The sequence below is a fragment of the Candidatus Eremiobacterota bacterium genome, assembly GCA_031082125.1.
Taxonomy (GTDB): domain Bacteria; phylum Vulcanimicrobiota; class CADAWZ01; order CADAWZ01; family Ess09-12; genus Ess09-12.
Map to the genome: position 1 here is coordinate 45551 of JAVHLM010000017.1, position 25329 is coordinate 70879.

General features: G+C 55.3%; 17 protein-coding genes and 3 tRNA genes. 11 read left to right on the forward strand and 9 right to left on the reverse strand.

The genetic code is table 11. The features are described 5' to 3' along the window. The first annotated feature begins 222 nt into the window (after nt 1-222). Nucleotides 223-1410 carry a glycosyltransferase family 4 protein gene (locus RDV48_18230; GenBank protein ID MDQ7824745.1) on the forward strand — a complete coding sequence of 396 codons (1188 nt, stop codon included), beginning with the start codon at nt 223-225 and terminating at the stop codon, nt 1408-1410. On the opposite strand, the gene RDV48_18235 is transcribed toward RDV48_18230, so the two are convergent. Next, on the reverse strand, nt 1371-2582 hold the full coding sequence (locus tag RDV48_18235; GenBank protein ID MDQ7824746.1) for a glycosyltransferase: 1212 nt from the start codon (nt 2580-2582) through the stop codon (nt 1371-1373). The genes RDV48_18230 and RDV48_18235 overlap by 40 nt on opposite strands. Nucleotides 2583-2776: 194 nt before the next feature. On the opposite strand from RDV48_18235, the gene RDV48_18240 reads away from it, so the two are divergent. Continuing rightward, nucleotides 2777-3241 (forward strand): S24/S26 family peptidase, encoded by a 465-nt coding sequence (locus RDV48_18240; GenBank protein ID MDQ7824747.1) that lies wholly within the window; start codon nt 2777-2779, stop codon nt 3239-3241. Between the two features lie 47 nt (nt 3242-3288). Here the strand turns inward: RDV48_18240 and RDV48_18245 are convergent, their stop codons facing one another. Next, nucleotides 3289-3834 carry a DUF4384 domain-containing protein gene (locus tag RDV48_18245; GenBank protein ID MDQ7824748.1) on the reverse strand — a complete coding sequence of 182 codons (546 nt, stop codon included), beginning with the start codon at nt 3832-3834 and terminating at the stop codon, nt 3289-3291. 144 nt (nt 3835-3978) lie between these two features. On the opposite strand from RDV48_18245, the gene RDV48_18250 reads away from it, so the two are divergent. The 4 genes from RDV48_18250 (at nt 3979) to RDV48_18265 (ending at nt 6987) form a co-directional block, all read left to right on the forward strand. Further along, nucleotides 3979-4050: transfer RNA gene (locus tag RDV48_18250), tRNA-Ile, on the forward strand. A 20-nt stretch (nt 4051-4070) separates the two neighbouring features. Beyond that, nucleotides 4071-4143, forward strand: a tRNA-Glu gene (locus tag RDV48_18255). Between the two features lie 13 nt (nt 4144-4156). After that, nucleotides 4157-4229, forward strand: a tRNA-Val gene (locus RDV48_18260). Nucleotides 4230-4632: 403 nt separating this feature from the next. Next, nucleotides 4633-6987, forward strand: coding sequence for an arylsulfatase (locus RDV48_18265; GenBank protein MDQ7824749.1), 2355 nt, complete (start codon nt 4633-4635; stop codon nt 6985-6987). A 5-nt stretch (nt 6988-6992) separates the two neighbouring features. Here the strand turns inward: RDV48_18265 and RDV48_18270 are convergent, their stop codons facing one another. From RDV48_18270 to RDV48_18285, 4 genes are all read right to left on the reverse strand, one after another. Further along, a complete protein-coding gene (locus tag RDV48_18270) occupies nt 6993-9017 on the reverse strand; it encodes a hypothetical protein (protein MDQ7824750.1) in 2025 nt (674 codons plus the stop codon). Between the two features lie 216 nt (nt 9018-9233). Next, a complete protein-coding gene (locus tag RDV48_18275; protein MDQ7824751.1) occupies nt 9234-10469 on the reverse strand; it encodes a serpin family protein in 1236 nt (411 codons plus the stop codon). Nucleotides 10470-10532: 63 nt separating this feature from the next. Next, nucleotides 10533-11342, reverse strand: a complete 810-nt coding sequence (locus RDV48_18280; GenBank protein ID MDQ7824752.1) for a zf-TFIIB domain-containing protein — start codon at nt 11340-11342, stop codon at nt 10533-10535. A 120-nt stretch (nt 11343-11462) separates the two neighbouring features. Next, entirely contained in the window at nt 11463-12941 is a 1479-nt protein-coding gene (locus RDV48_18285; GenBank protein MDQ7824753.1) for a S41 family peptidase, read from the reverse strand. Between the two features lie 189 nt (nt 12942-13130). Between RDV48_18285 and RDV48_18290 the strand changes: the two genes are divergently transcribed. Then, nucleotides 13131-14621, forward strand: a complete 1491-nt coding sequence (locus tag RDV48_18290; protein MDQ7824754.1) for a family 10 glycosylhydrolase — start codon at nt 13131-13133, stop codon at nt 14619-14621. A gap of 4 nt (nt 14622-14625) precedes the next feature. Here RDV48_18290 and RDV48_18295 read toward each other — a convergent pair whose 3' ends face one another. Together RDV48_18295 and RDV48_18300 are read right to left on the reverse strand one after the other, a co-directional pair. Next, nucleotides 14626-15477 (reverse strand): tetratricopeptide repeat protein, encoded by an 852-nt coding sequence (locus RDV48_18295; GenBank protein ID MDQ7824755.1) that lies wholly within the window; start codon nt 15475-15477, stop codon nt 14626-14628. Nucleotides 15478-15618: 141 nt separating this feature from the next. Continuing rightward, nucleotides 15619-18009: a vitamin B12-dependent ribonucleotide reductase gene (locus tag RDV48_18300; GenBank protein MDQ7824756.1), complete on the reverse strand. Its 2391-nt coding sequence runs from the start codon at nt 18007-18009 to the stop codon at nt 15619-15621. Between the two features lie 455 nt (nt 18010-18464). Between RDV48_18300 and RDV48_18305 the strand changes: the two genes are divergently transcribed. The 4 genes from RDV48_18305 (at nt 18465) to RDV48_18320 (ending at nt 23460) form a co-directional block, all read left to right on the forward strand. After that, a complete protein-coding gene (locus RDV48_18305; protein MDQ7824757.1) occupies nt 18465-19127 on the forward strand; it encodes an FHA domain-containing protein in 663 nt (220 codons plus the stop codon). 80 nt (nt 19128-19207) lie between these two features. Then, nucleotides 19208-20644, forward strand: coding sequence for a diguanylate cyclase (locus RDV48_18310; GenBank protein ID MDQ7824758.1), 1437 nt, complete (start codon nt 19208-19210; stop codon nt 20642-20644). 101 nt (nt 20645-20745) lie between these two features. Beyond that, the gene (locus RDV48_18315) at nt 20746-22437 is read left to right on the forward strand and encodes a HEAT repeat domain-containing protein (GenBank protein MDQ7824759.1); all 1692 of its coding nucleotides are present in this window, start codon (nt 20746-20748) and stop codon (nt 22435-22437) included. A 66-nt stretch (nt 22438-22503) separates the two neighbouring features. Then, nucleotides 22504-23460, forward strand: coding sequence for a GNAT family N-acetyltransferase (locus RDV48_18320; GenBank protein ID MDQ7824760.1), 957 nt, complete (start codon nt 22504-22506; stop codon nt 23458-23460). A 24-nt stretch (nt 23461-23484) separates the two neighbouring features. Here the strand turns inward: RDV48_18320 and argS are convergent, their stop codons facing one another. Beyond that, entirely contained in the window at nt 23485-25248 is a 1764-nt protein-coding gene (gene argS / locus RDV48_18325; protein ID MDQ7824761.1) for an arginine--tRNA ligase, read from the reverse strand. Nucleotides 25249-25329: the final 81 nt, after the last annotated feature.

Genomic DNA, 25329 nt, shown 5'->3' on the forward strand with positions numbered 1-25329 from the left:
TTTTATTTACTATACCATGGAATATGGGGGAAAAGCAATATTCATGATATTACAGAATTGTAAACATAAGGACAGCTTGCCACCGGAGCGTGAACAGAGCGGAGTCCATTCCTCTGAAAAAGCTCCCATTGAAGGCATATCAGCACCTCTTTGAAGGATATCCCTCTCCAATAATAGAATCATGCCCTGCTCGGGGTGCCGCAGTGAGGAGAGAAACCTGGTATGGGTAAAGAGGTAATGAAGAAGCTCTGCATGGTGGTCTTCAATTATTACGACATTGACTCCCGGGTAAAGCGGCAGGCCGAATACGCCGCAAGCCGCGGGTGGCACGTGGACGTCATCGCCCTCAAGTCCAGGTTCACTGGCAAAGCAAAGCACCATGAGCACATCAGGGTCTTCGAGATTTCCGTCGAGAAGCAGCGGGCGGGCTTTTTCAGGTATCTTTACCAGTACTCCCTCTTTTCCTTTCTCTCCTTTTTCCTGGTCACCTCCCTCCATGCAAAGAACCGCTATTCTCTTATCCAGGTCCACACGCTCCCGGACTTTCTCATCTTTTCAGCCATAATTCCCAAACTGATGGGATGTCCACTTCTCCTGGACATGCACGAAATCACCCCCGAATTCTTTATCTACAAGTACGGAGTATCGACGGACCATCCCTTCATCAAGCTCACCTACTTCATTGAAAAGCTTGCCATGCGCTTTGCCGACCATGTCCTCACGGTGAACGAGGCCATCAGGGAGCTCCTCATCTCGCGGGGGATCCCCTCGTCAAAAATCTCGACAGTTCTCGATTCCACCGACGAAAGCATCTTTGTGCCCCGCAAAAACGAAGCCCAGAACGGCACCTTTGTGCTCATGTATCATGGAACCCTCACGCCCCTCTATGGCCTTGATCTCGTGATCCGCTCGATGCAGCACCTTCCCGAGTGCCAGCGCGGGAATATTGAAGTGCGCATAGCCGGTGAAGGGCCCGAAGAGGCCTCGCTGAAATCGCTGGTGAACGAAATGGGACTTGGTGATTCCGTGAAATTCATCGGCACGTACCCTGTTGACGATATGCCGCAGCTCATCAACGCCTGCAATGCCGGTATATGCCCCACGACCAGTAACGTGCTTACCGAGTACTCCCTCTCAACAAAGCTCCTGGAATATGTCTCCATGGGCAAACCCATAATCGCTTCCCGCCTGAAGACTTACCTGAAATACTTTGACGAGTCCTGCATCGCTTATTTCTCACCGGGAGATGAAAAGGAGCTTCTCGAAAAGATACTGGCCCTCAAGAAAGACGAGGCCCTGAGGGATACCCTGGTGAAAAACGCGAAGGAACGCTACAGGGCCCTGAGCTGGACCCTCGTGCGGGAGAAATATTACGAGGTCCTCACGAGGCTCTCCGGCAAAGAGACATAATTCCCCGCCACAAGCCCCTGGTAGATTGAATCGATCTCCGCCACCATGCGCTCCTTTGACCAGAGATGACGCGGGAACTCCTTTTCCCTGAGGCGCATGGCATCCCTGACCTGGGGACTTCCGATAAGGGAGGAGAGCTTCTCGACAAAGAGGGGCAGGTTATGCTCCTCTATGATATAACCGTTCTCGCCATCCCTCACGACCTCGCGGATGCCCCCCACCTCAAAGGTGACGATGGGCTTCTCCATCATTGCATACTGCACGACAGTACGCGGAAGGCCTTCAAGGAGCGAGGTGAAGATGGCTATGTCAAAGGAGGCGATGACTTTCGCCACATCATCTCTGAAACCGGCGAAGTGGACATATTCTTCCATGCGTCTCGCCTTCACCTCGGCGAGAAGGCGTGCCTTCAGGGAGCCGTCGCCGACAACAACAAACTTTACCTTCCCGGTGCGGGAGACAACGGCCTCAACGAGCTCGGCAAAAAAATTGAAGCCCTTTCCCGGCTCAAGCCTTGAAACAATCCCCACGCATTGCTCGCCGTTTCTGATGCCGAATTCACGGCGCAGCGCCGCGATCTCCTCCCTGTCCATTTTCGCAGCCCTTTCGAAAAGCTCAAGGTCCATACCGCTGTATACGGTGCGGTAACACTCGGGACGCCCGATGCCATGGGAGAGATAGCGCTCCTTGAGATCGTTGCCCACGGAAATGAATATGCGGGTATACCGGGCCGCCCATCTCTCCAGGAGGAGGAAAAAGCCATTATAGCGTGGTTGAAGCACATCGGTGAAGGGTATGGTGTGCACACCGTGGACAATGCAGGGGGTTCCGGCCATTTTTGCCGCCAGGCGGCCGATAAAACCGGCCTTTGATGTGTGAGTATGGACAATATCATATTTTTCCTTCGCTATCAATGAGTATATTTTAAAGAGGGCCTGAAGGTCTTTGAATGGAGCCACTTCACGCCCCATTTCTCTGATGGTGAGGAGCTTCACATCCTCATCAAGCCGGTTCACCATAAGGTCTTCAAAGATGCTTCCTATCATGAGATGGACCTCATAACGGGCCTTATCCAGGCCGTTCACGGTGAACAGCGTGTTTTCATCAGCGCCGCCGCAAATAAAGCGCGTGATGATGTGAAGGACTTTCAGTTTCCTTCCCTGATTTTCCAATGGGAATGCTCCTTCTGACATGCTGCTATTCATTTATACTTGGAAAAGCACGAAATACCTTTTTATACCTCTAAAGAACTATTCATTTTAGTTCTTAAGGTTCTTGAATAATAATTCTTTCGGTGTATAATTAATGTAGGGGGGGGAGTGGGTGAACTAAGTCTCTCGGTCGTCGGCATATTCAAGGATTGGTGGTGGTAGCATTGTCTGAAGCCATTTCAAAGCACTCCCTTAAGGGCTTCGACAGCGTCAAGAAAGCAGCGGAACTCCAGGAAACCATCAAAAAGAAAGGTGAGATAAAGTTCCGTATCTCAAGTGATGACATGGCTCCCACTATCAAGTCGGGAGACAGGGTGCGCGCGGTGAAGACCTGCGAGGGGGGTGTGAAAAGGGGAACCATTGTCGTGATTGTCAAGGACGGCGATATCGTGGTGAAAAGGGTCCAGAAGATTATCAATGACGCCACCACCCCCAAGGTGAGCCTCACAAATGGCACCTCTTCAAAGGAAATAATCGTGACATTCAGCCAGATCATAGGGAAAGTGACTGATATCAAGCGGGGAGAGCAAAAGATCATCATTGACGCCGATATATCCGGCGGTGATCTCCTCAAGGCGGACCTGGGAACCATCATCAAGAGACTCTTCAAGATAAAATAATAAAGGCCCCCCTCGGGGGGCCTTTTTCTTATCTTTCCTGCAGTCCTCTAGACTATCTTGAACTCGCAGAGCGCCTCGCTCCACGAGGTGCTCTCCAGGGAATCCAGCTTTTTCTGCAGCTTCGTTATCCTGGAGTCAAGCTCTGATTCTGCAATGGTATATGAGATGGCCCTTGCGTCCCTCAGATCGATATCAAAAAGATTGATGGGATCAAGGGTGACAATCGCCTTGATGCGCTCCGTGCCGGTAGGTCCCTGGATCATTGCCGCCACATCCCATGAGCCCTCAGGATAGAGGAGCTCCCTGCCGCCTTTCACAAAATTGTCCACATTGAAAGCACTCGGTATGATCACATGGACCCTTCCGCTTGTCCCGATATCCACAAGGGTGAGGTAGCAGTCTTTTTCCGACTCGAACTGAATCTTTACTGCCTCGCCGATTTTAAAGCGGCTGCGCGGCTTCTTCCCTTTTCCCTCTTCTTCGTCAAGCTTTGGAATGATACCAAGCAGAATCCTGAAGGACTTCCTGGCATTCTTCAGATTGATTAGGCGTTCTACGGGGTTTTTACTTGAGGTGTTATATCCTGGTGTCATGACAGTAACCCTCCTCTCATATACTCATAGAATTTTACATGAATCCGAATTCACCTTTTTTCACTCGATAATATTGCAGGTGATTTTTCCAGCCATCTTGACCTTTGCTCCTTTTTAGTTTATAATATCTCACGCAAGATATGAGGGCCCATAGCTCAGCGGTAGAGCGGTCGGCTCATAACCGATTGGTCCCTGGTTCGAATCCGGGTGGGCCCATGGAAAGATTTTCGCAGAACGGCCCCGTCGTCTAGCGGTTAGGACATCACTCTTTCAAGGTGGAGATCACGGGTTCGAATCCCGTCGGGGTCATTTTCAATTTCAGGGGCGGATAGCTCAGCTGGCAGAGCATCTGACTTACATTCAGGAGGTCGGGGGTTCGAGCCCCTCTCCGCCCACTCAAGAAAAACCCACTGTTGACAAGCCTGCAGCGGGTTTTAATTTTTCTCAAGGGAGGCTTGGGCTAAGGACTCTCACTGTGCGGTACCTCACCATCAGGAGCATAATCTGCTTGAGAACAGCTCCTCGGTCCCCTGTTCACCGAATCTTCACGCTTCATTCACCTTGCTTTCACCCCCAGGCATTACCATATACCTGAAAAATGAAGCAAGAGATTGGGAGGCGATTACAATGGGATGAAGATGGACCTCCGGCATCAGAAGTTCCTGAAGAGGCCAAGAATGAGCTCAATAAAGATGAGCACCACTAATTCTTGCCAAGAGGGCTCTTTTCTGCTACCATTGCAGGATAGAGAAAAGAATACTTCTTTCTTGTAAAATTCACTCCCCAAGGAGGATACCCATGGCACTTGTCGAGTACACACCCGGAACGACCTTTCCCGGTACCATCGGCCGCACCGTTGACCAGTCAAGCCAGGCCTGGCCCCGGCCGCTGCGGGCGAAGGAGGGAGCGCCCAACGTGCTCTTCGTCATCCTTGATGATACCGGCTTCGGCCAGCTCGGCTGCTACGGCAGCCCTATCGCCACCCCGCACCTGGATGCACTTGCCGCGGGAGGCCTTCTTTTCAGCAACATGCATACCACCGCCCTCTGCTCGCCTACGAGATCGTGTATCCTCACGGGGCGCAACCATCACTCCAACGCCATGGCCTGCATCACTGAAGGCTCAACGGGGTTCCCCGGGGGAAATGGCAATATCCCCTTCGAGAATGGCTTCCTTTCTGAGATTCTGCTGGAGCATGGCTACAGCACCTACGCCATAGGGAAATGGCACCTTACCCCCGCCGATCAGATCTCGGCGGCAGGCCCTTACAACCGTTGGCCCCTCGGGCGGGGCTTTGAGCGGTTCTACGGGTTTCTCGGCGGCGACACCCATCAGTATTACCCCGAGCTGGTCTATGACAACCACCAGGTGGAGCCCCCGAGGACTCCCGAGGAGGGCTACCTTCTCACGGAAGACCTCGTGGACAAAGCGATAAGCTTCATCGCCGACTCAAAGCAGGTGGCGCCCGACAAGCCCTTCTTCGTATATTTCTGCCCCGGCGCCATGCATGCCCCCCACCATGCGCCCAAGGAATGGATCGACAACTACAAGGGAAAATTCGATGAGGGGTGGGAGGTATACCGCAAGAAAGTCTTCGCCAGGCAGAAAGAGCTTGGCATCATCCCGCAGGACTCCCAGCTCTCCCGCCATGATCCCGACGTGCAGCAGTGGGATTCCCTCACCGCTGATGAAAAGAAGCTCTATGCGAGGATGATGGAGGTTTTCGCAGGCTTCCTCTCCCATACGGACCATCACATCGGGCGGCTCGTCGAACACCTGAAGAAAACAGGGGAGTTCGAGAACACCCTCATCATGGTCCTGTCGGACAACGGGGCCTCTTCAGAAGGGGGTCCCACGGGATCGGTCAATGAAAATCTCTTCTTCAACAGGGTGCCCGAATCTCTTGAAGAGAATCTCAAGGCAATTGATGAGCTTGGAGGGCCGAAATATTTCAATCATTACCCCTGGGGGTGGACCTGGGCAGGGAACACTCCTTTCCGCCGCTGGAAGCGCGAGACCTACCGGGGAGGCGTGAGCGATCCTTTCATCGTCCACTGGCCGAAAGGTATCAAGGCAAAAGGAGAGGTCAGGACTCAGTATGCGCATGCCATCGACATGGTGCCCACGGTGCTTCAAGCGCTGGGGATAGAAGCGCCTCTCCAGGTCCGGGGAGTCACCCAGTCACCGGTCCAGGGGGTGAGCTTCTTCCATGCGCTCGATAATGCCGAAGCTGAAACAAGACACCGCACCCAGTATTTTGAGATGATGGGGCACCGCGCAATATATCATGACGGGTGGCGCGCCGTGTGCCCATGGCCAGGCCCCTCCTTCGCCGAAGCGGGCATGCCCTTCGGCATGCCAATCTCCGCTGAAAAGCTCACCGAGCTTGACGGGAAGCACTGGGAGCTCTACCACATAGAGAAGGACTTCGCCGAGAACTTCAACATAGCCGCAGAGCACAGGGACAAGTTAATCGAGATGATCTCCCAGTGGTATGTCGAGGCCGGCAAGTATAATGTCCTGCCCATTGACGGCAGGGGTCAGCAGCGGATAGCCGACGAGCGCCCCTCCATCGCCGCTGACATGAAGAGCTACCTTTACTATCCAGGCACTCAGATGGTGCCGCCTGCTGTCGCCGTCAGCCTTATCAACCGGCCGCACTGCATCACCGCTGATGTGGAGATACCGGAAGGAGGTGCCGGGGGAGTGCTCCTTTCCGCCGGCGGAATAGACGGGGGCTTCAGCCTCTATATGAAGGATGGAAAGCTTCATTACGGGTATAATTACGTGGGAAGATATTACTATCATATGGAGTCAGAAGAGAGCGTGCCCAAGGGCCGCCACTTGCTCAGCTTCGAGTTCAAGGTGACGGGGAGCCCCGAGATCATGAAGGGAAAGGGCGCTCCAGGAATCGGGCAGCTTTATATTGACGGGAAGCTTGCCGGGGAGGGGGAGATCCCCTTTACCATGCCAATATGCCTGGGCCTGGCGGGAGGGATCATGTGCGGCACCGACTCCGGCGCCCCCGCCGTACCGGGGTATGAGGTTCCGTTCACCTTTACCGGGGTGCTGCACCATGTGACAATCGATGTGAGCGGAGAACCGACAGAGGACCATGAAGCGAAGCTGGCCATGGTGATGGCGCGGCAATAGAGCGTTTACTCATCGGTCATGCGGAACGCGCTTCCTCCCAGTGTCGCCGCGTAGATTACCCTGGCATCATGGGGGTCAATCAGGAGCTCATCGATGAACTTGTTGGGAAGGTCGCCGGTAATGTCCTGCCAGCTCTCTCCCCGGTCATCGCTTCTGAAAATGCCCTGCGCGCTGAGCCCTGCATAAAAACGGGGCTGTTTCCCTTCGGTGCACTTTATGTCAACGCAGCGCGGGGAAGAAGGAAGGCCCCTGGAGCTTTTTCCCCAGGTGCGGCCTCCATCCCTGCTGAGATAAGGCCCCGTCGATGTGGCGCACAGGATGGTATCTCCGCATGCCGCAATGGAAAAAACCGCTTTCCTGAGGATTGAGGGGGTCCACTGGCCTCTCTTTTCGTCGAGAATATAAAGGTTCCCCTTCTCACCGGGAACTGGATGCCATGAATGCTTCTCCAGGGGATTGCCGTCACTCTCCCTTGTGCCTGCGAGAAGAGTCTTGCCCTGCCGAGCGGCCCAGAGGGCACAGACGCTCTTTTCCGAGAGCCCCCGGCTCATCTGCCTGAAGCTTTTCCCCCCGTCATCGCTTATCATGACTCCCTTATCCTGCGTGCCGGCGATAATGAGGCCGGGCTTTTCTTTGAAGGTGAGCAGCTTCCATATCCCCGTATTGCCGAGAACCTGCTGAAAGGAGCTTCTCTTTTCTGACTGCGCAAGCTGTGAGAGCGGCTTCATCCAGGAAAGCTCCAGCCTGTAGATTCCGCGCGATTCAGGCCACGACCACGCGGGGTAGCCGGTTCCATAGTAGAAGGCACCGTCCCTGGAGTAATCCCTCGCGAAGCACCAGGTGTAAAGAAGGGTTTTTGCCGGTTTCACGTAAAGGAATTCATCATCGCCGGCTCTTTTCGCCAGGATACCCTCTTCCCCTGCCGCGAAGAAAGTCCCCCTCTCATCGATAAAGAGCGCATTGGTATAGACGCCATTAATGCCGTTTATGGCAAGAGAAGATCCTTTGTCGGTGAGCTTTATCACGCATGCAAGGCCGCCGCCGGTGCGGTAATATACCTTTGTCCTTTTTCCCGCAAGGGGATCGTCGTATAACCCGCTCGCCCGGTCGGGAGTGTTCCTGAAACCGCCGTAATAGACACCTCTCCTGAAATTGAGAGGCCTGTAAGTGCTGCTGCCTGCATAGTAGATAATGGTGCCCGCTGGCGCCTTCTGGGAGGGAAGCGGGTTGAAAAAGGGCTGCTCTGTCGAGCCGCCTGCGGCATTGCACCCTATCACGATAAGGTCGGCATTGTTGGGATCGACTGCAAGGTTGTAGACGAGGGGAAGAACAGCGCTCTGCCGGAGTTCCGCGGGAAGGGGGAGGCGCTCCCAGTTCTTCCCGCCGTTTTTTGTGCGGTACACCCAGTCATCCTGCGTTCCGATATATGCCTCGTCCGCGCGGGCAGGGCTGGGATTGAGGAAGGTGACCTTTGATCGCGGGGGGCCCGCTTCGCACCATGTCCCCTTTTCAAGGAGAAAGCAGCCCTTCCCGTAAAGAGAGAGCCAGATCTTACCGTCTGCCCCGCGAGCCACCAGAGCCCGCGGCTTTTCTTCCGCCGCGGGAAGGCCTTTCCCCAGGGGCGTCCATCTTTTGCTGCCAGAATCATAGCGGAGCACGGGAGCCACGGTTCCTTTCACTCTGGCCTGTTCACCCATGCAGAGCGCGGCGTAGAGGTTCTTTTCGCCGTCAAAGGCAAGGCTGCTCACAGGGGGACAGATCTTTTCCCCGCCACCAGAGAGATTACCCGGGAAGCCTTCATTCATCTTCCGCCAGTGTTCTCCGCCGTCCAGGCTCTCAAAGATGCCAAGCCGGTTTGATGCCGTGAACAGGTGCTCACCATCATCGGGATGGAAGGCAAAGGAGAAAAATGAGCCCTGCATCTCCTGCGAGTGGATGGCCTTCCAGTGGGCGGCACCATCGACAGATTTATGGACTCCGCCATGGCCCACGCAGTAAAGAATTTGATTGTCCCGGGGGTGAACACTCACAAGGAACCGGTCGCCTCCGGGCGGCCCCACGGGCTCCCAGTGGCGGGTAACGCCGGAACCCCGGCATATTGAGCAGGACAAGAGAAGAATAAGGCAGCACAGGGGGATAGATATACCCCAGAGGTATAAAGCCCTTTTTTCACAGGTGATCTCTTGCACTTTCATCAATGAAATGGAACAGCCTCTCTCGCAGATGCCGCCCCGCCTTCCCGTATCCTATCTCTTTGCCGTGGGGTTCTTCACCGTGCCCATGAAGAGAATGCTCCCTGTAGCGTTCTCCCTGATGAGGAAAAGGAAAGGATGATCGACGGTGAACTTGATGATCCGGGGAGGCTCGGTAGGCATGGCTCCTCCTGCCATCACCACGGCTGTGGCGGCAGCTGCCTCCGTTCCCTCCTCGTTGACGTCAACAAAGGCCTTGTGAATCACTTCCGAAATGAAGAGAAGCTTGGTCCCGTCTATCCCCGAGAAGTCGGCGGGGCCGAACTGAAAGGGGGTTTTCATCCCCAGGGCCTTGAGAAGCTTCCCCAGGAAAAATGACGACGTGGTCGTAAACTTTGGGAGCGCGAGGTCCACCGTGGCGGCCGAGAGTGAGCGGATATCCTTTGCGCAGGCTTTTTCATCGTACCGGGAAAGGAATGCTTCCAGCCCGTCCCGGGCATCGGGGAGCACCACGATCATGGAGAGCTCTGATCTTTTATAGGGGATAGCAAGAACCTGGTAGCCTTTCCCTTTCAGATAGCTCATCCTGTACTGGGCATGCATCATGGCCACCTTGATCTCATTTTTCCCTCCTGCCCAGAACCGTTCTTTTTTTGTGAGGCGCTTTTCAAACTGCTCTCCCCATTCACTTTTGAAATATATGGCATTGGTGAGCACGAGCCTGCTGTCGGCATCAAGCGCGCCGGGAGGGATGAGGTCCCTGATTCTTTTTTTCGTGGCATCCTCAATCCACTTGTTGATTACCTGCCGCGCTTCCTCGGTGCGCTTCTTGAAGTCCACTTCGCCAAGGCCTGACTGGTAGAATTTCTTTTCATCGTCAAGAAAGCTCGGCAGAAACTTGTAACCCTTCTGCCCCCACAGCCTGTTGGCCACTACAAGCTCGTAACACTCCCTGTCTTCCCTGTTATTGAATCGGTCCAGGAGCTCCTGGAAGGCAGGGTGCAGTTTCGCGGGGGGAAGGGTGAAGTGAAGCGTCTTTGCCATCTCATCGGCAGTGGCTCCCCTGGCGCCGAGGTAAGTCATCGCGAGCGCCGTTGAGATGCTGTAGGGGGAAAAGAAGAGATTCTCGCCCTTTTTATCGAGCTTGCTGAGCACCGAAAAAGCAAAGGCATTGTTGCTCCCCACGAGGGCTTCTGTATCACCGGAAGGAGCATTTTCTGCATAGAGAGGCAAAGTGCTGGAAAATGCGAAGAATATCAGAAAGTAAAGCACAAGAGAGTTTTTTTTCACGATAATCGCTCCTCATTTGATATGCCCTCTCCCCGCTGGCACCCTGGGCCGGCAGCGCCGTGCTCAGGCATTCACAAAGGGACTCTCAGAGAATATCCTCATGAGGGCGCTGAACTCGCCCTTGTCAAACCAGAGCCCCATGCAGGTCGGGCAGAAATCGATATAGAGGTCCTTGAGAGCCGGCGGAAGATTCTTCCAGCGCTCAAGGGGAACCTTGCAACGGGGGCATCCTCCCACGGCAGGGGTGGAGGCGCTCTTTTCCAGCAGGGCAAGCTTCTCGCCGGGCTCAACGGCTTCATGGCTTATATCGCCCATGAGCTCCTCCATTTCTCCGGAGGCAAGCCACAATCCCCGGCATTCCTTGCACCTGTGCACCTTGATGCCAAGAAGCTCTCCCTCGGAGAAATCGGTCTCTTTGACGCACCGGGGGCAGGAGAGCTTTGTAAGGGACTTCGAGAGGCTCTCGTCAAGATTCTCATCAAGATCGCCCACGGCGATGGCCTCTTTCATGGCAAACTGAAATATCTGGGAGAGCTCGCCCTTGTCAAACCATATTCCCTGGCATTTCCCGCACTGATCGATAAATAGGGTGCTCTTGGAAAGCTCGAACTTGAGGGGTGAGGGGATAAAGGCTCCCCCGCAGAAAGGGCATGAGCCGCCGAGAGGCTCTTTCGCCTCGCGGGACAGCTCCTCGCTTTTCACCGGGGTGCCCGGTGCCGCCACGGCCTTCCCCAGGACCTCCTCGGCTTCGCTGTAATCAATCAGGAAGCCCCCGCACTTTGAGCAGCCCTTCACCGACATTCCCATCACCACATTGCTTGCCTGCTGCTTTTCTCCCATGGAAGCTCCACACCGCGGGCATGTACTGTCCATAACCTTTCCTCCTTTTATGGATATTGCTGATATCACTCTTACCTTTTCAGGGTGCTGCCTCGCAGCCCCCTTGACAGCTCTTTTCTTTCCCTGCCTTCCCTGAGTTTGGATACCCCGTGATCAGGGCCCCGCATGAACGCCTTTCTTCAGGAATGTGACGGCCTCTTCAAGCTGGCTGTCCTTGTCCTTGCCGACCAGGTTGGGTTTCATCGGGGAATAGATATGGGGCTTGAGGCCCTTCTTGTTGATTATTTTCCCGCCGGGGGTGGTAAAATAGCTTACCGTGAGCTTGAGGGCCGAGTTTTCCGCCAGGGAATAAATCTGCTGCACCGAGCCCTTGCCAAAGGTCCTGTCTCCGATAAGGGTCCCTGCATGGTTGTCCTTTATCGCCCCCGCCACAATCTCCGAGGAACTGGCGGAGAACCTGTTCACCAGCACCACGAGGGGCAGCGATACCCTGTCGCGCCTCTTGGCGCCAAAATCCTCCACTCTGCCGTTCCTGTCAATTCTCTTGAACACCGTCCTGTCAGGCGACAGGAACTTGCTGGAGATCTCCACTGCGGCATTCAGGTAGCCGCCGCCGTTGTTCCTGAGATCCATCACCAGGTACTTCACGTTCTGCTTGGAAAAGGAATCCAGGGCTTCGTCAAACTCCCGTTCCGTCTCTGTGCCAAAGGATCTGAGCCTCACATACCCCACGTCGTCGTGAATCACTTTCCATGAGACAGAGGGGCTGTTGATATTGTCGCGGCTGATGACAAAGGAGAGAGGCTTTGCCACGCCTTTTCTCCTCACCGAGAGCTTTACCGTGGTCCCCCTGGGTCCTCTGAGCTTCGCGACAGCCACGTAAATGGAGATGTCCTTGGTAGATTCGCCGTTTATCTCTTCAATGACATCGCCCGGCATGAGGCCTGCCTTATGGGCCGGCGTGCCCTCAATGGGTTCAAGCACCGTGAGTGAGTCGTGGTTTTCAGAATCAAGCTCTATATAAATCCCCACACCTCCAAAGCTTTTTTCCTGCAGGCGCTCCATGAGAGTCGAGTAGTCCTTGGGTACCAGGAGGTTGGAATAAGGATCGCCAAGGCCCCTGAGGATCCCCCTGATAGAGGCAAAGATAAGGATGTTCCCGTCCACCTGTGAGCCGTACTGCTTTACCACCTTGTCAATGAATTCCTTATCAAGGGAGTATCCCGCAAGAGATGGCTTCTCCTTGATGCCTGCCTCTTTGAAAAGCTTGGAGAGCTCCTTTTCACAGCCTTCCAGCAGTTCTTTTTCGCTGATCTCTTTCACATAACTGTCCTTCACATGAGAGAGGATGGTGTTGAAGTATGAGGCGTCAAGGGTGAGGCCTACGCTCTTCTTGTCATCGAGAAAAGGCTTGTAGAGGGGGAAGGCATCAAAGCTCTCGCCCAGCGATTTATATACCAGGGGTGAATCCCTGAGGGTGTCCCACTCGAGGGGATCCCAGGGGAAAACGACCTCACGGGCGCTCACCGATGCCATGACGCCATGCCGGTGCTTCAGCATGGAGAAAAGCACTGTGGTAAAAGCCATGCAGGCACAGAGAAATAATAAGAGCCCTATTGCTATTCTTCTCATAAGGAGCACGGTTCTTTTCAGTCTCAGGAATCGCGGGTGATGCCTGTTTAAGGTATATAGTTCGCCATAGAAAGAGAAACCCCTGTCATTTCGAATTAGTCCCGGCCCCCCGGCATTGAAAATATCTTTTCTGTCTATCCCTTCAGCAGAAGGGTAAGGAAAATCCTGTATTGAATCATATGGAATACCATGAGGCACCTTGACCTGATTTCATTGAACGCAAAGAGGCTCTTCATCATAGCCGCGGCACTCATAGCAGTGATGGCCCTGTCTCCCCCTTCACTGGCCTACTGGGAAGATGGCCCTGTCTACGGCGCCTGGATTTCACCCGACTGGTTTTTCCCGGGAACCCACCGCTACCACGAGTATGAAATCAGGGCCATCGTCAAGGAGCAGCTTGGTGCCATTGCACGGCAGGGAATCAACACCATCTTCGTTGAAACCTTTCTCCGCGGCTATTCTATTGCCGCCATCCCCGACAGCACCTCAGGGACGTTGAATGCGCCCTCCCTGGGGCCTCTGCCGCCCGGCCAGGTCCCCCTTTACAGCCACCTGAACTGGCCTTTCCGCATAGAAAACGGCACACCCATCGACACCCTGCAGATTTTCATTGACGAGGCTGCACCGCTGGGGATCAAGGTCCATGCCTGGGTCCACAATTTCTACTGGAAAATGGACAACAGCGACATCGTGCTCCCCTGGCACACGGGGATGACTGCCTGGAACGGCCTCCTGGTGGAGTACCTGAAGTCGCAGAAAAAGCTGCTGGAGTCAAAGCCCTCCACGCCGAGGGCCACAGTGGCCCTTCTGGGAGAGTGCTGCGAGCTTTTCAGCAAGACCTACGATGACTTCCTTTTCATCGAGTTGTTGAAAAAATACCATGTGACCGACGGAGGGAAACCCCTCGGGAGCCTTATCAGGCACATTATCTCCCTGGGAGGGGCCACGCCGGACTTTCTGCTGCTGGGCACGCCTGACGATCCCTTCCCGTCGCCGAAAAACAGGCAGCTCTCGGCCATCTATCTGAATCCCGAGCATCCCAGAGTGCAGGAAATCATTATCTCGACGGTGGAAAAGATTGCCAAATCGCACCGGAACCTTGCGGGGATTCATCTTGACCATATCAGGTACGCCGTGGACTACCAGGGCTTCCCCGTGGAACTCCAGAAGAGGGAATGGGACACCATTTATTTCAACCAGTATAATGACGACTCGATGAAGCTCTGCGATCAATATGAGGCAATAGTTGACAAAAGGAGGAACGTCCTCACCGCTTTTGTGAACAGGATCGCCGACAAGCTCTCGAGCGACATCGCCGTGTCGGCAGCCGTGCTACCGGCGAACCCTCCCACACCCGGGGAAAAGGTCTATTTCTTCACCAAGAACGACTTTGCCGGCCAGGACTGGTACCGGTGGAAAGCCGATTTCGTGGTCCCCATGATGTACGGCTATATTCCGTGGAGGATCAGGTCAATGGTGGGGAAGTGGTACAATGACCTCACGGCCATATACGGCACCAAAGTGCCGGTGAGAATCTTTCCCGGCGTGAGCCACCTTCAGAAGGCAAAACTCGGTCTCCTCGATCTCGATACATGGGTCTTTTTTGACCTCACTCTCGCGAGGGACATCCGTTTTGAGCGCAAGGTCTCGGAAGACTTCACCATTCCAAAAGAAAACTAGGGCTTCATCCTTCCATCTGCCTCAGGGCTTTTCTCACTGTCGGCACCCGCCGGTCATCAGGGGCCGCTTCCAGGAACTTTTTAAGGTACGGCGCCGCCTCTTTCCCTCTTTTCAGCTTGATGAGGCCGGCCCCCATAAGATAAAGGCCCTCGGGATCGGCAGGCTCCAGGGCAAGATACCTCGCAAGGGCTTCCACCATCGCCTGGTAGTCGCCTGTCTTGCTGAAAACCAGGGAGAGGTTGAAAAGGGCTCCTTTGTCACGGGAATCGAGCTTCACGGCCTTGGCAAGGAGGCTGGCTGCCGCGCTATAGTCTCCCTTGCGGTAGGAAAGCCTGCCCAGCAGGAAGAAGGACTTTCCCTCGGAAGGGGCAAGCGCCATGGCCTTCCTGTAAAGGTTTTCCGCCTCAGCGATACCTCCCTTCTTCTCGGTAATCTCGCCGAGAAGGTCATAGGCGCTCGCATCGGCCTTATTAAGCTTCAAAGCCTTGCGGCACAGGTTCTCTGCCTCTTCCTCGTCGCCCTTCTCAAAGCTATAGAAGGCCAGGTTCAGGTAGGGCTGGTAAAGGGAGGCATCGCGGGAGATCGCCTCCCTGTAACAGGTGGCGGCCTTCTCCTTGTCGCCCTTTTTTTCAAGGATCATGCCGATGTTATTATAAGGGTTCGCATAGGTGGGATCGGCTTCTATGGCCTTCCGGTAGTACCTGAGGGCTTCTTCGGGGTTCCCTGCCTGAAGGGCGGCATTTCCCTTGTTCTTCAGGGCCACTGCCTTTTCGCGGGCAGTTTCCGCGAAGGCGGTGCCCGCACCAAGGGCCACCATGAGGAAAACAATGATAATTCTCACCGAGAGGGACTTCATGGCTATCTCCTTTCTCTTCTGCCACGGTGCGGCACCCCCTTGCAGGAAATCCGGCCCCGCGGAGAGGCCTGCCCGTAAATGCACAAGGCCCCGGTGAAAGTTTTCCAGGGCCTCGTGGAAATTCCTCTCTCGTCTTTCCTGTTAGCCGCACTTGGAATAGCCGCAGGAACGGCAGCTGTAGCACCGTCCCACGAATTCTATAGGGCTTGAGCACTCGGGGCAGCACGTGGCAAACTGCGGGAGAGACGAGTCGTCATCAGGAGGGATCTCATCAATCAGCAATGAGCGGGGAGGGATGGCGCTCCCCTGGCCATGGTCCTTCACCGGTTCCTTGGGGCTTTCCTTGGCCCCCTTTTTAGCGCTTCCCTGCTGCAGCTGCATCACTTTCTCCATGACACGCGATATGGCATCGGGACAGGAGAGGACCTTGACGTTGCCCCTCCTTGTGCATGACACGCAGCGGATCCCCTTGAGCTGGTTGACGATGGAGGCCGGGTCTATATCGGAGCGCAGGGCAACGGAGACGAGCCTTCCCACGGCCTCTGACTGCGAGGGGCACCCTCCCCCCTTGCCGGTCTGCGTGAAGACCTCGCAGATGCTCAAGTCGTCCAGATTGACGGTGACATAGAGGTTGCCGCACCCTATGGCTATCTTCTCCGTCGTGCCCGTCGTAATGGAAGGACGGGGCCTCGGCAGGATCTTCCTGTCCTCGGTAAGCATCGAGGCAATCTTCTTGACCGGCACCTGCTTTTTTGCATCGTCCTGGATGTTGAGGACCTGGCTCTCCCTGCTTCCATAGCGGTACACCGTGATGCCCTTGCATCCCTCCCGGTACGCCCTGATAAAGACCTCCTTGATCTGCTCCCGTGTCGCCTCTATGGGAAAATTCACTGTTTTCGAGACGGCGTTGTCGGTGTACTTCTGGAAAGCCGCCTGCATTCTCACGTGCCACTCGGGCGAGATGTCATGGGAGGTGACAAAAAGCTCGCGGACCTCCTTGGGAATTACCTCCATGTCCTTGATGGAGCCCTTTTTCGCAATGGCCGTCATGAGCTCCGGCGAATAGAATCCCTCGCCCTTGGCCCTTTCCTCGAAATGGGGGTGCACCTCGATGAGCTTTTCCCCGTCCAGGATTTCCCGCACGTATGAGAGGGCAAAGACGGGCTCAATGCCGCTTGAGCAGTTGGAAATTATGCTGATGCTCCCCGTGGGTGCTATGGTGGTGAGGGTGGCATTGCGGATCCTGCGCCCTCCCGCGGCATCAAAGAAACTCCCCTCCCAGTTGGCGAAGACGCCGCGCTCCCCGGCAAGCTTTTCTGATGCCTCCACTGCCTTGTCCTTGATGAACTTCATCACATTGTCTGCCATAGCGAGCGCCTCTTCGGAATTGTAGGATATCCCGAGGTGGATCAGAAGGTCGGCAAACCCCATGACTCCCAGGCCAATCTTCCTGTTGCCCCTGGTAAGCTCGGCTATTTTCTTTATGGGATAGCAGTTCGCATCAATGACATTGTCCAGGAACCTCACGGCATTGGTCACTGTCTCGCTGAGCTTCTCATAGTCTATTTCAGGCCTGCCTTTGCCCTCGCGCACCATCTTTACAAGGTTGATACTCCCGAGGTTGCATGACTCATAGGGAAGCAGGGGCTGCTCGCCGCAAGGATTGGTGCTCTCAATCCTCCCGATATGGGGCGTCGGGTTATCCCTGTTCATCCTGTCGATGAAGATGACGCCGGGCTCTCCGCTTCTCCAGGCCATCTCCACGATCAGGTCAAAGACATCCTTTGCCTTCAGCTTCCTCACCGTTTTCCCCGAGCGGGGGTTCACCAGAGGGTAGCTCTTGCCTTCTTCCACGGCCGTCATGAACTCCTCGGTGAGCGCCACAGAGAGGTTGAAGTTGGTAAGGGCACCGCGCTCGTCCTTTGCGGTGATAAACTCGAGAATATCAGGATGATCGATGTTCAGGATACCCATGTTAGCGCCCCTGCGAGTGCCTCCCTGCTTGACCACGTCGGTGGTGGCATTGAAAACCTTCATGAAGGAGATAGGGCCGCTGGCCACGCCGCCCGTTGAGGCGACAGGGTCGCTGGCAGGGCGCAGCGCCGTGAAGGAGAAGCCTGTGCCGCCGCCGCTCTTGTGAATAAGGGCCGTCTGTTTTATGGCCTCAAAAATCGATTCCATGGAATCTTCTATGGGGAGCACAAAACAGGCTGAAAGCTGCTGGAGATCCCGCCCGGCATTCATCAGCGTCGGCGAGTTGGGGAGAAACTCGAAACGTACCATCATCCTGTAGAATTTTCCCGTGATATCATCAACTTCCTCATTGCTCTTCCCATAGTTCCTCTCAATGGAGGCAATGTTCTCGGCCACACGCCAGAACATGTCCTCGGGGGTCTCAACGACGAGACCTTTTTCATTTTTCTTGAGATACCTTTTTTCCAGCACTACACGGGCGCTGTGCGAGAGCTCGGCGGAAGCCTGCTCCTTTCCTACCGAAATGTTCCCGAAGGCTCCATCTTGCAGTTCCAACATCTTGTCCTCCTGGTGGTGAAGTAAAAAAGTCCCTTCGTGTTCCTTGTGATGGCATAGAAAGACTCCATTAAATGAGAAAAATCCTCTTGATGGAAGGACTCTGTAGTTACTGAATCTCCGGGCGCGAGGCTTTGGGGGGCACTCTTAAACCCGGGCAGAAATTTTCATTTTATTACTATATATCGGCACCATCTGCCGTACACCTACAATATATTGAACAGTCCCCGGAAAATTCCTCCAGACTTTTCAAATTTTCTCCCCACCCACCGATGCAAGAATTATGGGGCACAAGGAAGGATTCTTCAGGGGAAGACTCAAATTTTATACTAAAGCATAAAATAATCCGCGTCACCTGTGCCCATGGAATGGGAATCCCGGAAAGATGCGGAGCACCTGAGGGGCCCATGGCGGGCAGCAGCCCTTCGGTGATATTATACTAAGGGGGAAAACACTCCATGCAATGTCCCAAATGCGGCCTTGAAAATATCCATGGCGCCCAGTTCTGCGAAGACTGCGGCACTCTTCTCAGAACCAGGGAGGTGTCGCCTGTTTCGGCACCGCCGCCCCCGCCTTCTCACTACCAGCAACCTCCCCAGCAGTATGCACCGCCGCCGCCACCACCGCCGCACTATGACAGTCCGCCCCAGGCGGGGAGATTCGCGCCGCCCACGGTGCTTGTCACGCCGCCTGCCTTCAAATGCCCCAAATGTGGAAGGGAAAATGTCGTCACGGCAGTTTACTGCGGAGGATGCAGCATTTCCCTCACAGGAAGAGGCGGGATTCCCGATTCGCCCAAATGCTTCGGGAAGCTCACCCCCCTTGGCGGGGGAGCGGAGTTCTACCTTGACAGGGACAAGATCCTCATCGGAAGAAAAAGCGAGGGAGACGGCATCTTCCCCGAAATTGACATGGGGCTTATAGACACCAACGCGGGTGTCTCAAGGCGCCATGGGCAGATCATCAAGGACGATGAGCATTGCTATGTGGAAGACCTGGGAAGCTCAAACGGGACCTTTATCAACGACATCCGTGTCCCTGAGGGCGTCCAGAATCCTATAAAGGACGGCGATACCCTGAGATTCGGAGGGTACAGCTTCATCTTCAGAAAGACACGATAAGGCACCGCCTCTTCTAAAAGAGGATTCATGGCGCCTCATGCAAAAGTTAAACGTGAAAATTATGGAGCGAGGTGGAGGTTATGGAAGAGCGAGTCGTGATATGTGCGGAAAAATCGCAGGCACTGAGCAAAAAAGTCACTTCACTTCTGAAAAAGCATGGGTTCCATGTGGAAACGGCGCAGGATGGACCTGAAGTGCTTCATAAGGCACTGTCCCTCGCTCCCGACCTCGTGGTGGTGGGAGAATCACTTCCCCAGATGAATGGATATGATCTCTGCACTTTTCTGGGCCATGACCCTGCCACCCGCGATCTGCCGGTAGTGCTCCTCTCCTCGCGGGAAGCCCCCCCCTCGCCGGTGGCTGGCGGCTCCTTACAGGTGATCTCAAGCTCCCGCATGGATGAGCTGGGCAAGCTGCTGAAGAGCCTCGCAAGAAGGAAGAAGAAAAAAACCGAAATGGCGCTGTCGGACACTACTCCCCACCTGTTGAAACATTCTCTTTCCCTCGTCTCGAGCCTTTCCCAGCAGCAGAGAACCTTTTCCCGGCTGAGGGACATCGCGCTGACCTCACCGGCGCTGGATCAGGCTCTTGTGAAAGGATTCCAGGTAGTCTCCGAGGCTCTTGATATTGATGCGGGCCTCTTGATATTCCCTTACAACGGGAAGAACATCATGCTGCTGCGATTTCCCAAGCCCGCCAGCGAAGACTATGTGAACCGTCTGAAGATGACCATCTTTGACAGCCTGGCCAAGAGAAATTTCAGCCGCGAGAGCGCCGATTTCACTGAAAAAACGATTATCACTGAAGGGGAGCACCAGCTCACCGGCAAGGATATCCACACCTTCTGGAACGAACCGGTGACTATCGAGGGGAAGCAGAAGGGTTTCGTGGGCCTCGCGGTCCATGGGACGAAAGCAAAGACAGCGCTCGATGAGAGGAGCGGCTTCGCGAAAGCCCTCATGGAGGAGCTCTATTATCTCATTGAGAACGCCTACGTGAGGGAGGAATGCGCCAAGCTCACCACTACCGATGCGCTCACCGGTGTGTTAAACCGTCACAGGATTATCGAAGTGCTCAAGAAGGAGCACGTGAGGGCAAAGCGCTATTTCCTCGATCTTTCCCTCATTCTCGTTGACATCGACAATTTCAAGACAGTGAATGACTTTTACGGATATCAGGTAGGCGATGTAATCCTCAAAGACCTCTCAAAGGCTTTTATTGAAACCATGCGGAGCATCGATGAAGTGGGGCGCTATGGAGGCGAGGAGTTCCTTATCATTCTCCCCGAGACAAATCTCAAGGAGGGCGGCATAGCCGCCAACAGGATAAAGAACAGGGTCACGGACCATGTGTTCCCGGGAATTGCGAAGGACATCAAGGTATCTCTCAGCATGGGCATCACCACCTACCTGAGAGACATTGACATCAGTGTTGATGACATCCTGAGAAGGGCTGATCAATCGCTCGGTGAAGCAAAAAAACGAGGAAAGAACTGCCTCTACGTAATGAGCAAATAGGCCCCCGCAGAAGGGGAGGAATATGGCTCATGCGTGGTGAATTTGTGGATCGCTCATAAGAACAAGGGTAACTTTGACTGATTCGCGAGGAGGTAAAGGATATGGGTCGAATATGGACGTGCACACTTGCGGGGCTCCTTGTGCTCGCAGTGCTCCTGGCAGGTGGGATTCCGCTCTATGCCCAGAGCCAGACTGACAGGGATGCGGTAAAACAGAACATCGAGGCTCTGAGAAGCACGAGTAACGTGACAAGGCAGACCGCGGCTCTCAATCTTGGAAGAGTCGGGCAGGGAGATGTCACTGCCGTTTCCGCGCTCATCAATGCAGCAAGCGACACTGACTGGGATGTGAGAATAAACGTGGCATGGTCCCTTGGGCAGCTTAAGGATTTTCATGCGAGAGGAACCCTCCTCTCCCTTCTGAGAGACAAGGTGCCTGAAGTCCGGATGAACGCCGCAACAGCACTGGGCAGCCTTGGCGACGTGACGGCAGGCAACGACCTTATTGCCGCCCTCAATGACCAGTATGCCATCGTGAGAAAGGCTGCTGCTGCTGCCCTCGGTCAGCTCAAGTACAGCGCCGCAGGACCTGCGCTTGCAGCGGCCCTCAAGGATCAGGATGCCGACGTGAGAAACAACGCTGCCATTGCCATCAGGGACATGGGCTTTTCCACTCCTTCAGGAACCTACACGGAGGGACTCAAGGACAGCGACAGCAGGGTGCGCTCCAATGTAGCCGAGGGAATGGGCACCTCTGGAAACAAGACAGACACGCCATTCCTCATTGCCTCCCTCAACGATCCCAGCCCCTCGGTGAGAAAAAGCGTGGCCCTCTCACTGGGAACCCTCGGCGACCCGGCAGCCATAAAACCCCTCGTGGGGCGCCTCGGTGACGACAACGAGATGGTGCGCCAGGCAGCAGCTGAGGCACTTGGGAAAATCGGTCCGGCGGCAATCCCCTCCCTTGCAGCGGTGATAAAGACAGGAAACCAGGTTGTGCGGGACGGTGCCATAACAGCCCTGGCAAAGATCGGCAAGCCTGCAGTGCCTACTCTGCTCGAGCTTCTCGCTGCGGAAAAAGCTGTCAAGATAAAGGCCGTCTGGGCCCTTGGCGAGATAAAGGATACCACAGTCATCCCTAACCTCATCGCGCTCTTCAAGGATGCTGACCAGGAGGTGCAGGACAGCGCCGTTACCGCCGTCGGCAAGATGGGTGCCGCAGCGGTCAAGGCGCTCCAGGAAGCACTCACTGACGCCGATTCGCCCGTGAAAATCAATGTGGCAAAGGCCCTGGGCCTCATTGCCGATCCTGAAACAATCACCACCCTTTTGGATCTCCTCAAGGATCCTGATGAAAAAGTAGTGCAGGCCGTTTCCGAGTCCCTGGGCAAAATGGGCGAAAAGGCCATGAAGCCCCTCATGGAATGCCTCGCATCAGGCGATGAGCTCCAGCGCGTGGGGGCCATCAACGCCCTCGCAAAGATGGGCAAGCCGGCGGCCGACGTCCTCATCAAGTCCCTCTCCGATCCCAACCCCCAGGTGCGCTCAAGCGCAGCCCTCGGGCTGGGCCAGATGGCAGAGAAATCTTCTGTGACGCCCCTTATGAATGCCCTTGAAAACGACAAGGAGCCGAGCGTCAAGGTTTCGTGCGCCTGGGCCCTTGGCCAGGTAGGCGATGGCTCCCTCGTGGGCTCCATGACCACCATAAAGATAAGGGCCGCCGCCAAAGGGGAAAAGGAGCTCGTCACGGCGGTGGAAAAGGCCATTGCCAAGCTGGGAGGGCCTTTAAAATAGCAATGATATGACGAAATCTGAAAAACCGGTCACCGATGGCCGGTTTTTTTTTCTCCGGAGCTTTCTATGGAAAATACCATAATGATTGCCACGGCAGGTGAAGGCGCAGCCCTTCCCGACGGCCTCGTTGAAAAGTACTTCCAGGGACGGGCAACCCTCTCCTCAGATATCCTCGACGGGACCGCCATGGAGAGGGATTTCCAGGAGGGGTACTCCCGGGGAGCCTTTTCGGTCCTCGTGGCCCTCGAAAAGAGCGCTCCCCTGGGATTCTGCGCAGTAAGGGAAGAAAGGGGTGTAAGGCAGGTCGCCCATGTATACCTCGACGAGGCGGCAAGAGAAGGAGATGCAGGGAGGGATCTCCTCCTGAAAGTGAAGGATGATTTCCTTGGGGCAGGGGACCTCATGTGCCTTACCGGCATCATTATCCCCTATCTGTGCGGCATTGACGGCCATGACCTCATCTCGTGGGGCTACCAGGCCTACGAGCGCTGCACCATGGAGAGGGACCTCATGGAAGTGCCCGAAGAGCGGGACCTGCCTTCAGGGATGGAAATCGTGCCCCTCAAGGAGGGCTACTTCTGGCGGTGCGCCGAGGCCCTCTACCGCGCGGGGAAAGACAGCATCGACAACGTGATCCGCCCCGGTGTCTTTGCCACGCCGTGGGCCTGCTTCTCCTTCCTGAACCATATAAAAAGAAACATGTTCGGAGCTTTTGACTGCGCCATGAGCTTCGTGGCAAGGGAAAAGGAGAAAGTGGCGGGGGCCATCTTCGGCACCCTCCGCCCCCACGGCGACGGCTTCATGCCGGCCCTCTTCGTGGACCCCCGGTACCAGGGAAAGGGAGTGGGCTCGGCCCTCACGGTGGCGCTCCTCAGGAAGTTCAAGGAAATGGGCCTCCCAAGGATCTCCCTCTGCGTCACGGCCTCAAACATGAACGCCATAGGGCTTTACCGGAGGCTGGGCTTCGAGGTGACGGCAAGGTTTTTCGAGATCCAGCTCATGAAGGCCCGGGAGCCCCAATAAACCCTTCCCTGATGCAAAGGCGGGCTACATCTCTTCCAGGACCTCGATCCCAAGAAGCCCCAGACCTGCCTTCATCACCTGGGAGTAAAAGTCCACCAGCATGAGCCTGTTCTCCCTCAATGGCTCACTGGATGCCGTGAGGACCGCCACATTGTTGTAGAAGGCAGAGAAAAGCTGTGCCAGCTCAAAGAGGTACGTGGCCACCAAGTGGGGGAAGCACTGTGCCGCGGCGTCGCTTACCGCCTCGGGGAAGCGGGCAAGCTTGTGGATCAGGTCCCGCTCCTCGGGAGTGACCGCCTCGCCTTCATGAAAGCGCGACGGGTGAGATGATGCCTTTCTCAGGATGCTCCTCGCGCGGGCATAGCTGTACTGGAGGTAAGGGCTGCTGTTCCCGTCGAGGGAGAGCATCTTGTCCCAGTCAAAGGTGACGTTCTTCTTCCTGTTCTGCGAGAGATCGTGATATTTGACGGCGCCCACTCCCACGGCCTTTACGATGGCCTCCTTTTTTTCAGGGGCCATAGGGCGGTCCTCTATGACTTCCGCGGCCCGGCGGCAGGCCTCCTCCAGCACCTCCTCAAGGAAGACCACGTTGCCTTTCCGTGTCGAGATCTTTTCGCTCCCTGGAAGCACGACGAGACCGAAGTACACATGCTCGCAGGGCGTCGTGAAGCCCAGCAGCTCAATCACTTTGAAGACCTGCCTGAAATAGAGCTGCTGCTCCTCGCCGACCACGTAGAGGATTTTCTCGGGATTCCACCGCCTGATCCGGTAGATGGCGCAGGCAAGGTCCCTTGTGGCGTAGAGGCTCGTGCCGTCTTTCTTCTGAATAAGGAGAGGTGTTGAAATGCCGTAGCTATCGAGCCTCACCAGAAGGGTGCCGGCAGCATCCTCCTCCAGGATCCCCTTCTGCCTTGCGAGCTCCTTTACTTCCCCCATCTTGTCATTGTAAAAGCTCTCGCCAAGCACCTCGTCAAAGGTGATGCCCAGCATTCCGTATACCTTCTGAAAATCCGAGAGGCTCACCTCCCGGATCCATTCCCAGAGCATGGTGATCTCGCGATCGCCCTCTTCGAGCTTCTTGAAAAGGGCCCGCGCCTCGTCTTCAAGAAGATTCGGCTTCCCACTCTCTCCTCCCGGCTCCCCCTGGGGGTGTTCGTCATCGAGAATACCCGCCTCCTCGTGAAAGCGAACATAGAGCGAGAGAAGCTCCCTTATGGGATTCTTTTCGATTGCCTCCCTGTCGCCCCACTTGTGGTAAGCATAAATGAGCTTCCCGAACTGGGTGCCCCAGTCTCCGATATGGTTGTCGCCGATAGTCTCATACCCCATCGCCTTCATGATCCTCACGAGAGCATCTCCTATGTTGGTAGTGCGCAGGTGCCCCACGGAAAAAGGCTTGGCAATGTTGGGCGAGGAAAAGTCGATAATCACTTTCCGGCCCTTTCCCCTGTCATGGGTACCGTACGCAGGGCCCATATCCTGAAAATCTCCAATCACGGCTCCAATGAATGCCTTCCCGTCGAGGAAAAAATTGAGGTAACCGCCATGGGCCTCGGCCTTGGCGATGAGGCCTCCGGGCTTCAGAAAAAGCGCTGCCATTAAATCGGAGGCAATAAGGGCGGGATTCTTCTTAAGGGTTTTTGCAAGGGCAAAACAGGGAAAGGCAAGGTCGCCGGGAACCTCGGGGGGGGCATAACGAATCTCCCCGGGGGCCACCTGAGTCTTCAGGGCCTCCGTGAGGGCCTGCGAGGCCTCGAGTTTTGCTCTGTCAACAGCGTAGATGGTCATTGGGCTCTTCCTTTCATCACACAATATCCCCCTCTCAATAGTTCCCCATTGAAGGCCCCTCTTCCCCCCGGAGCGGGATGG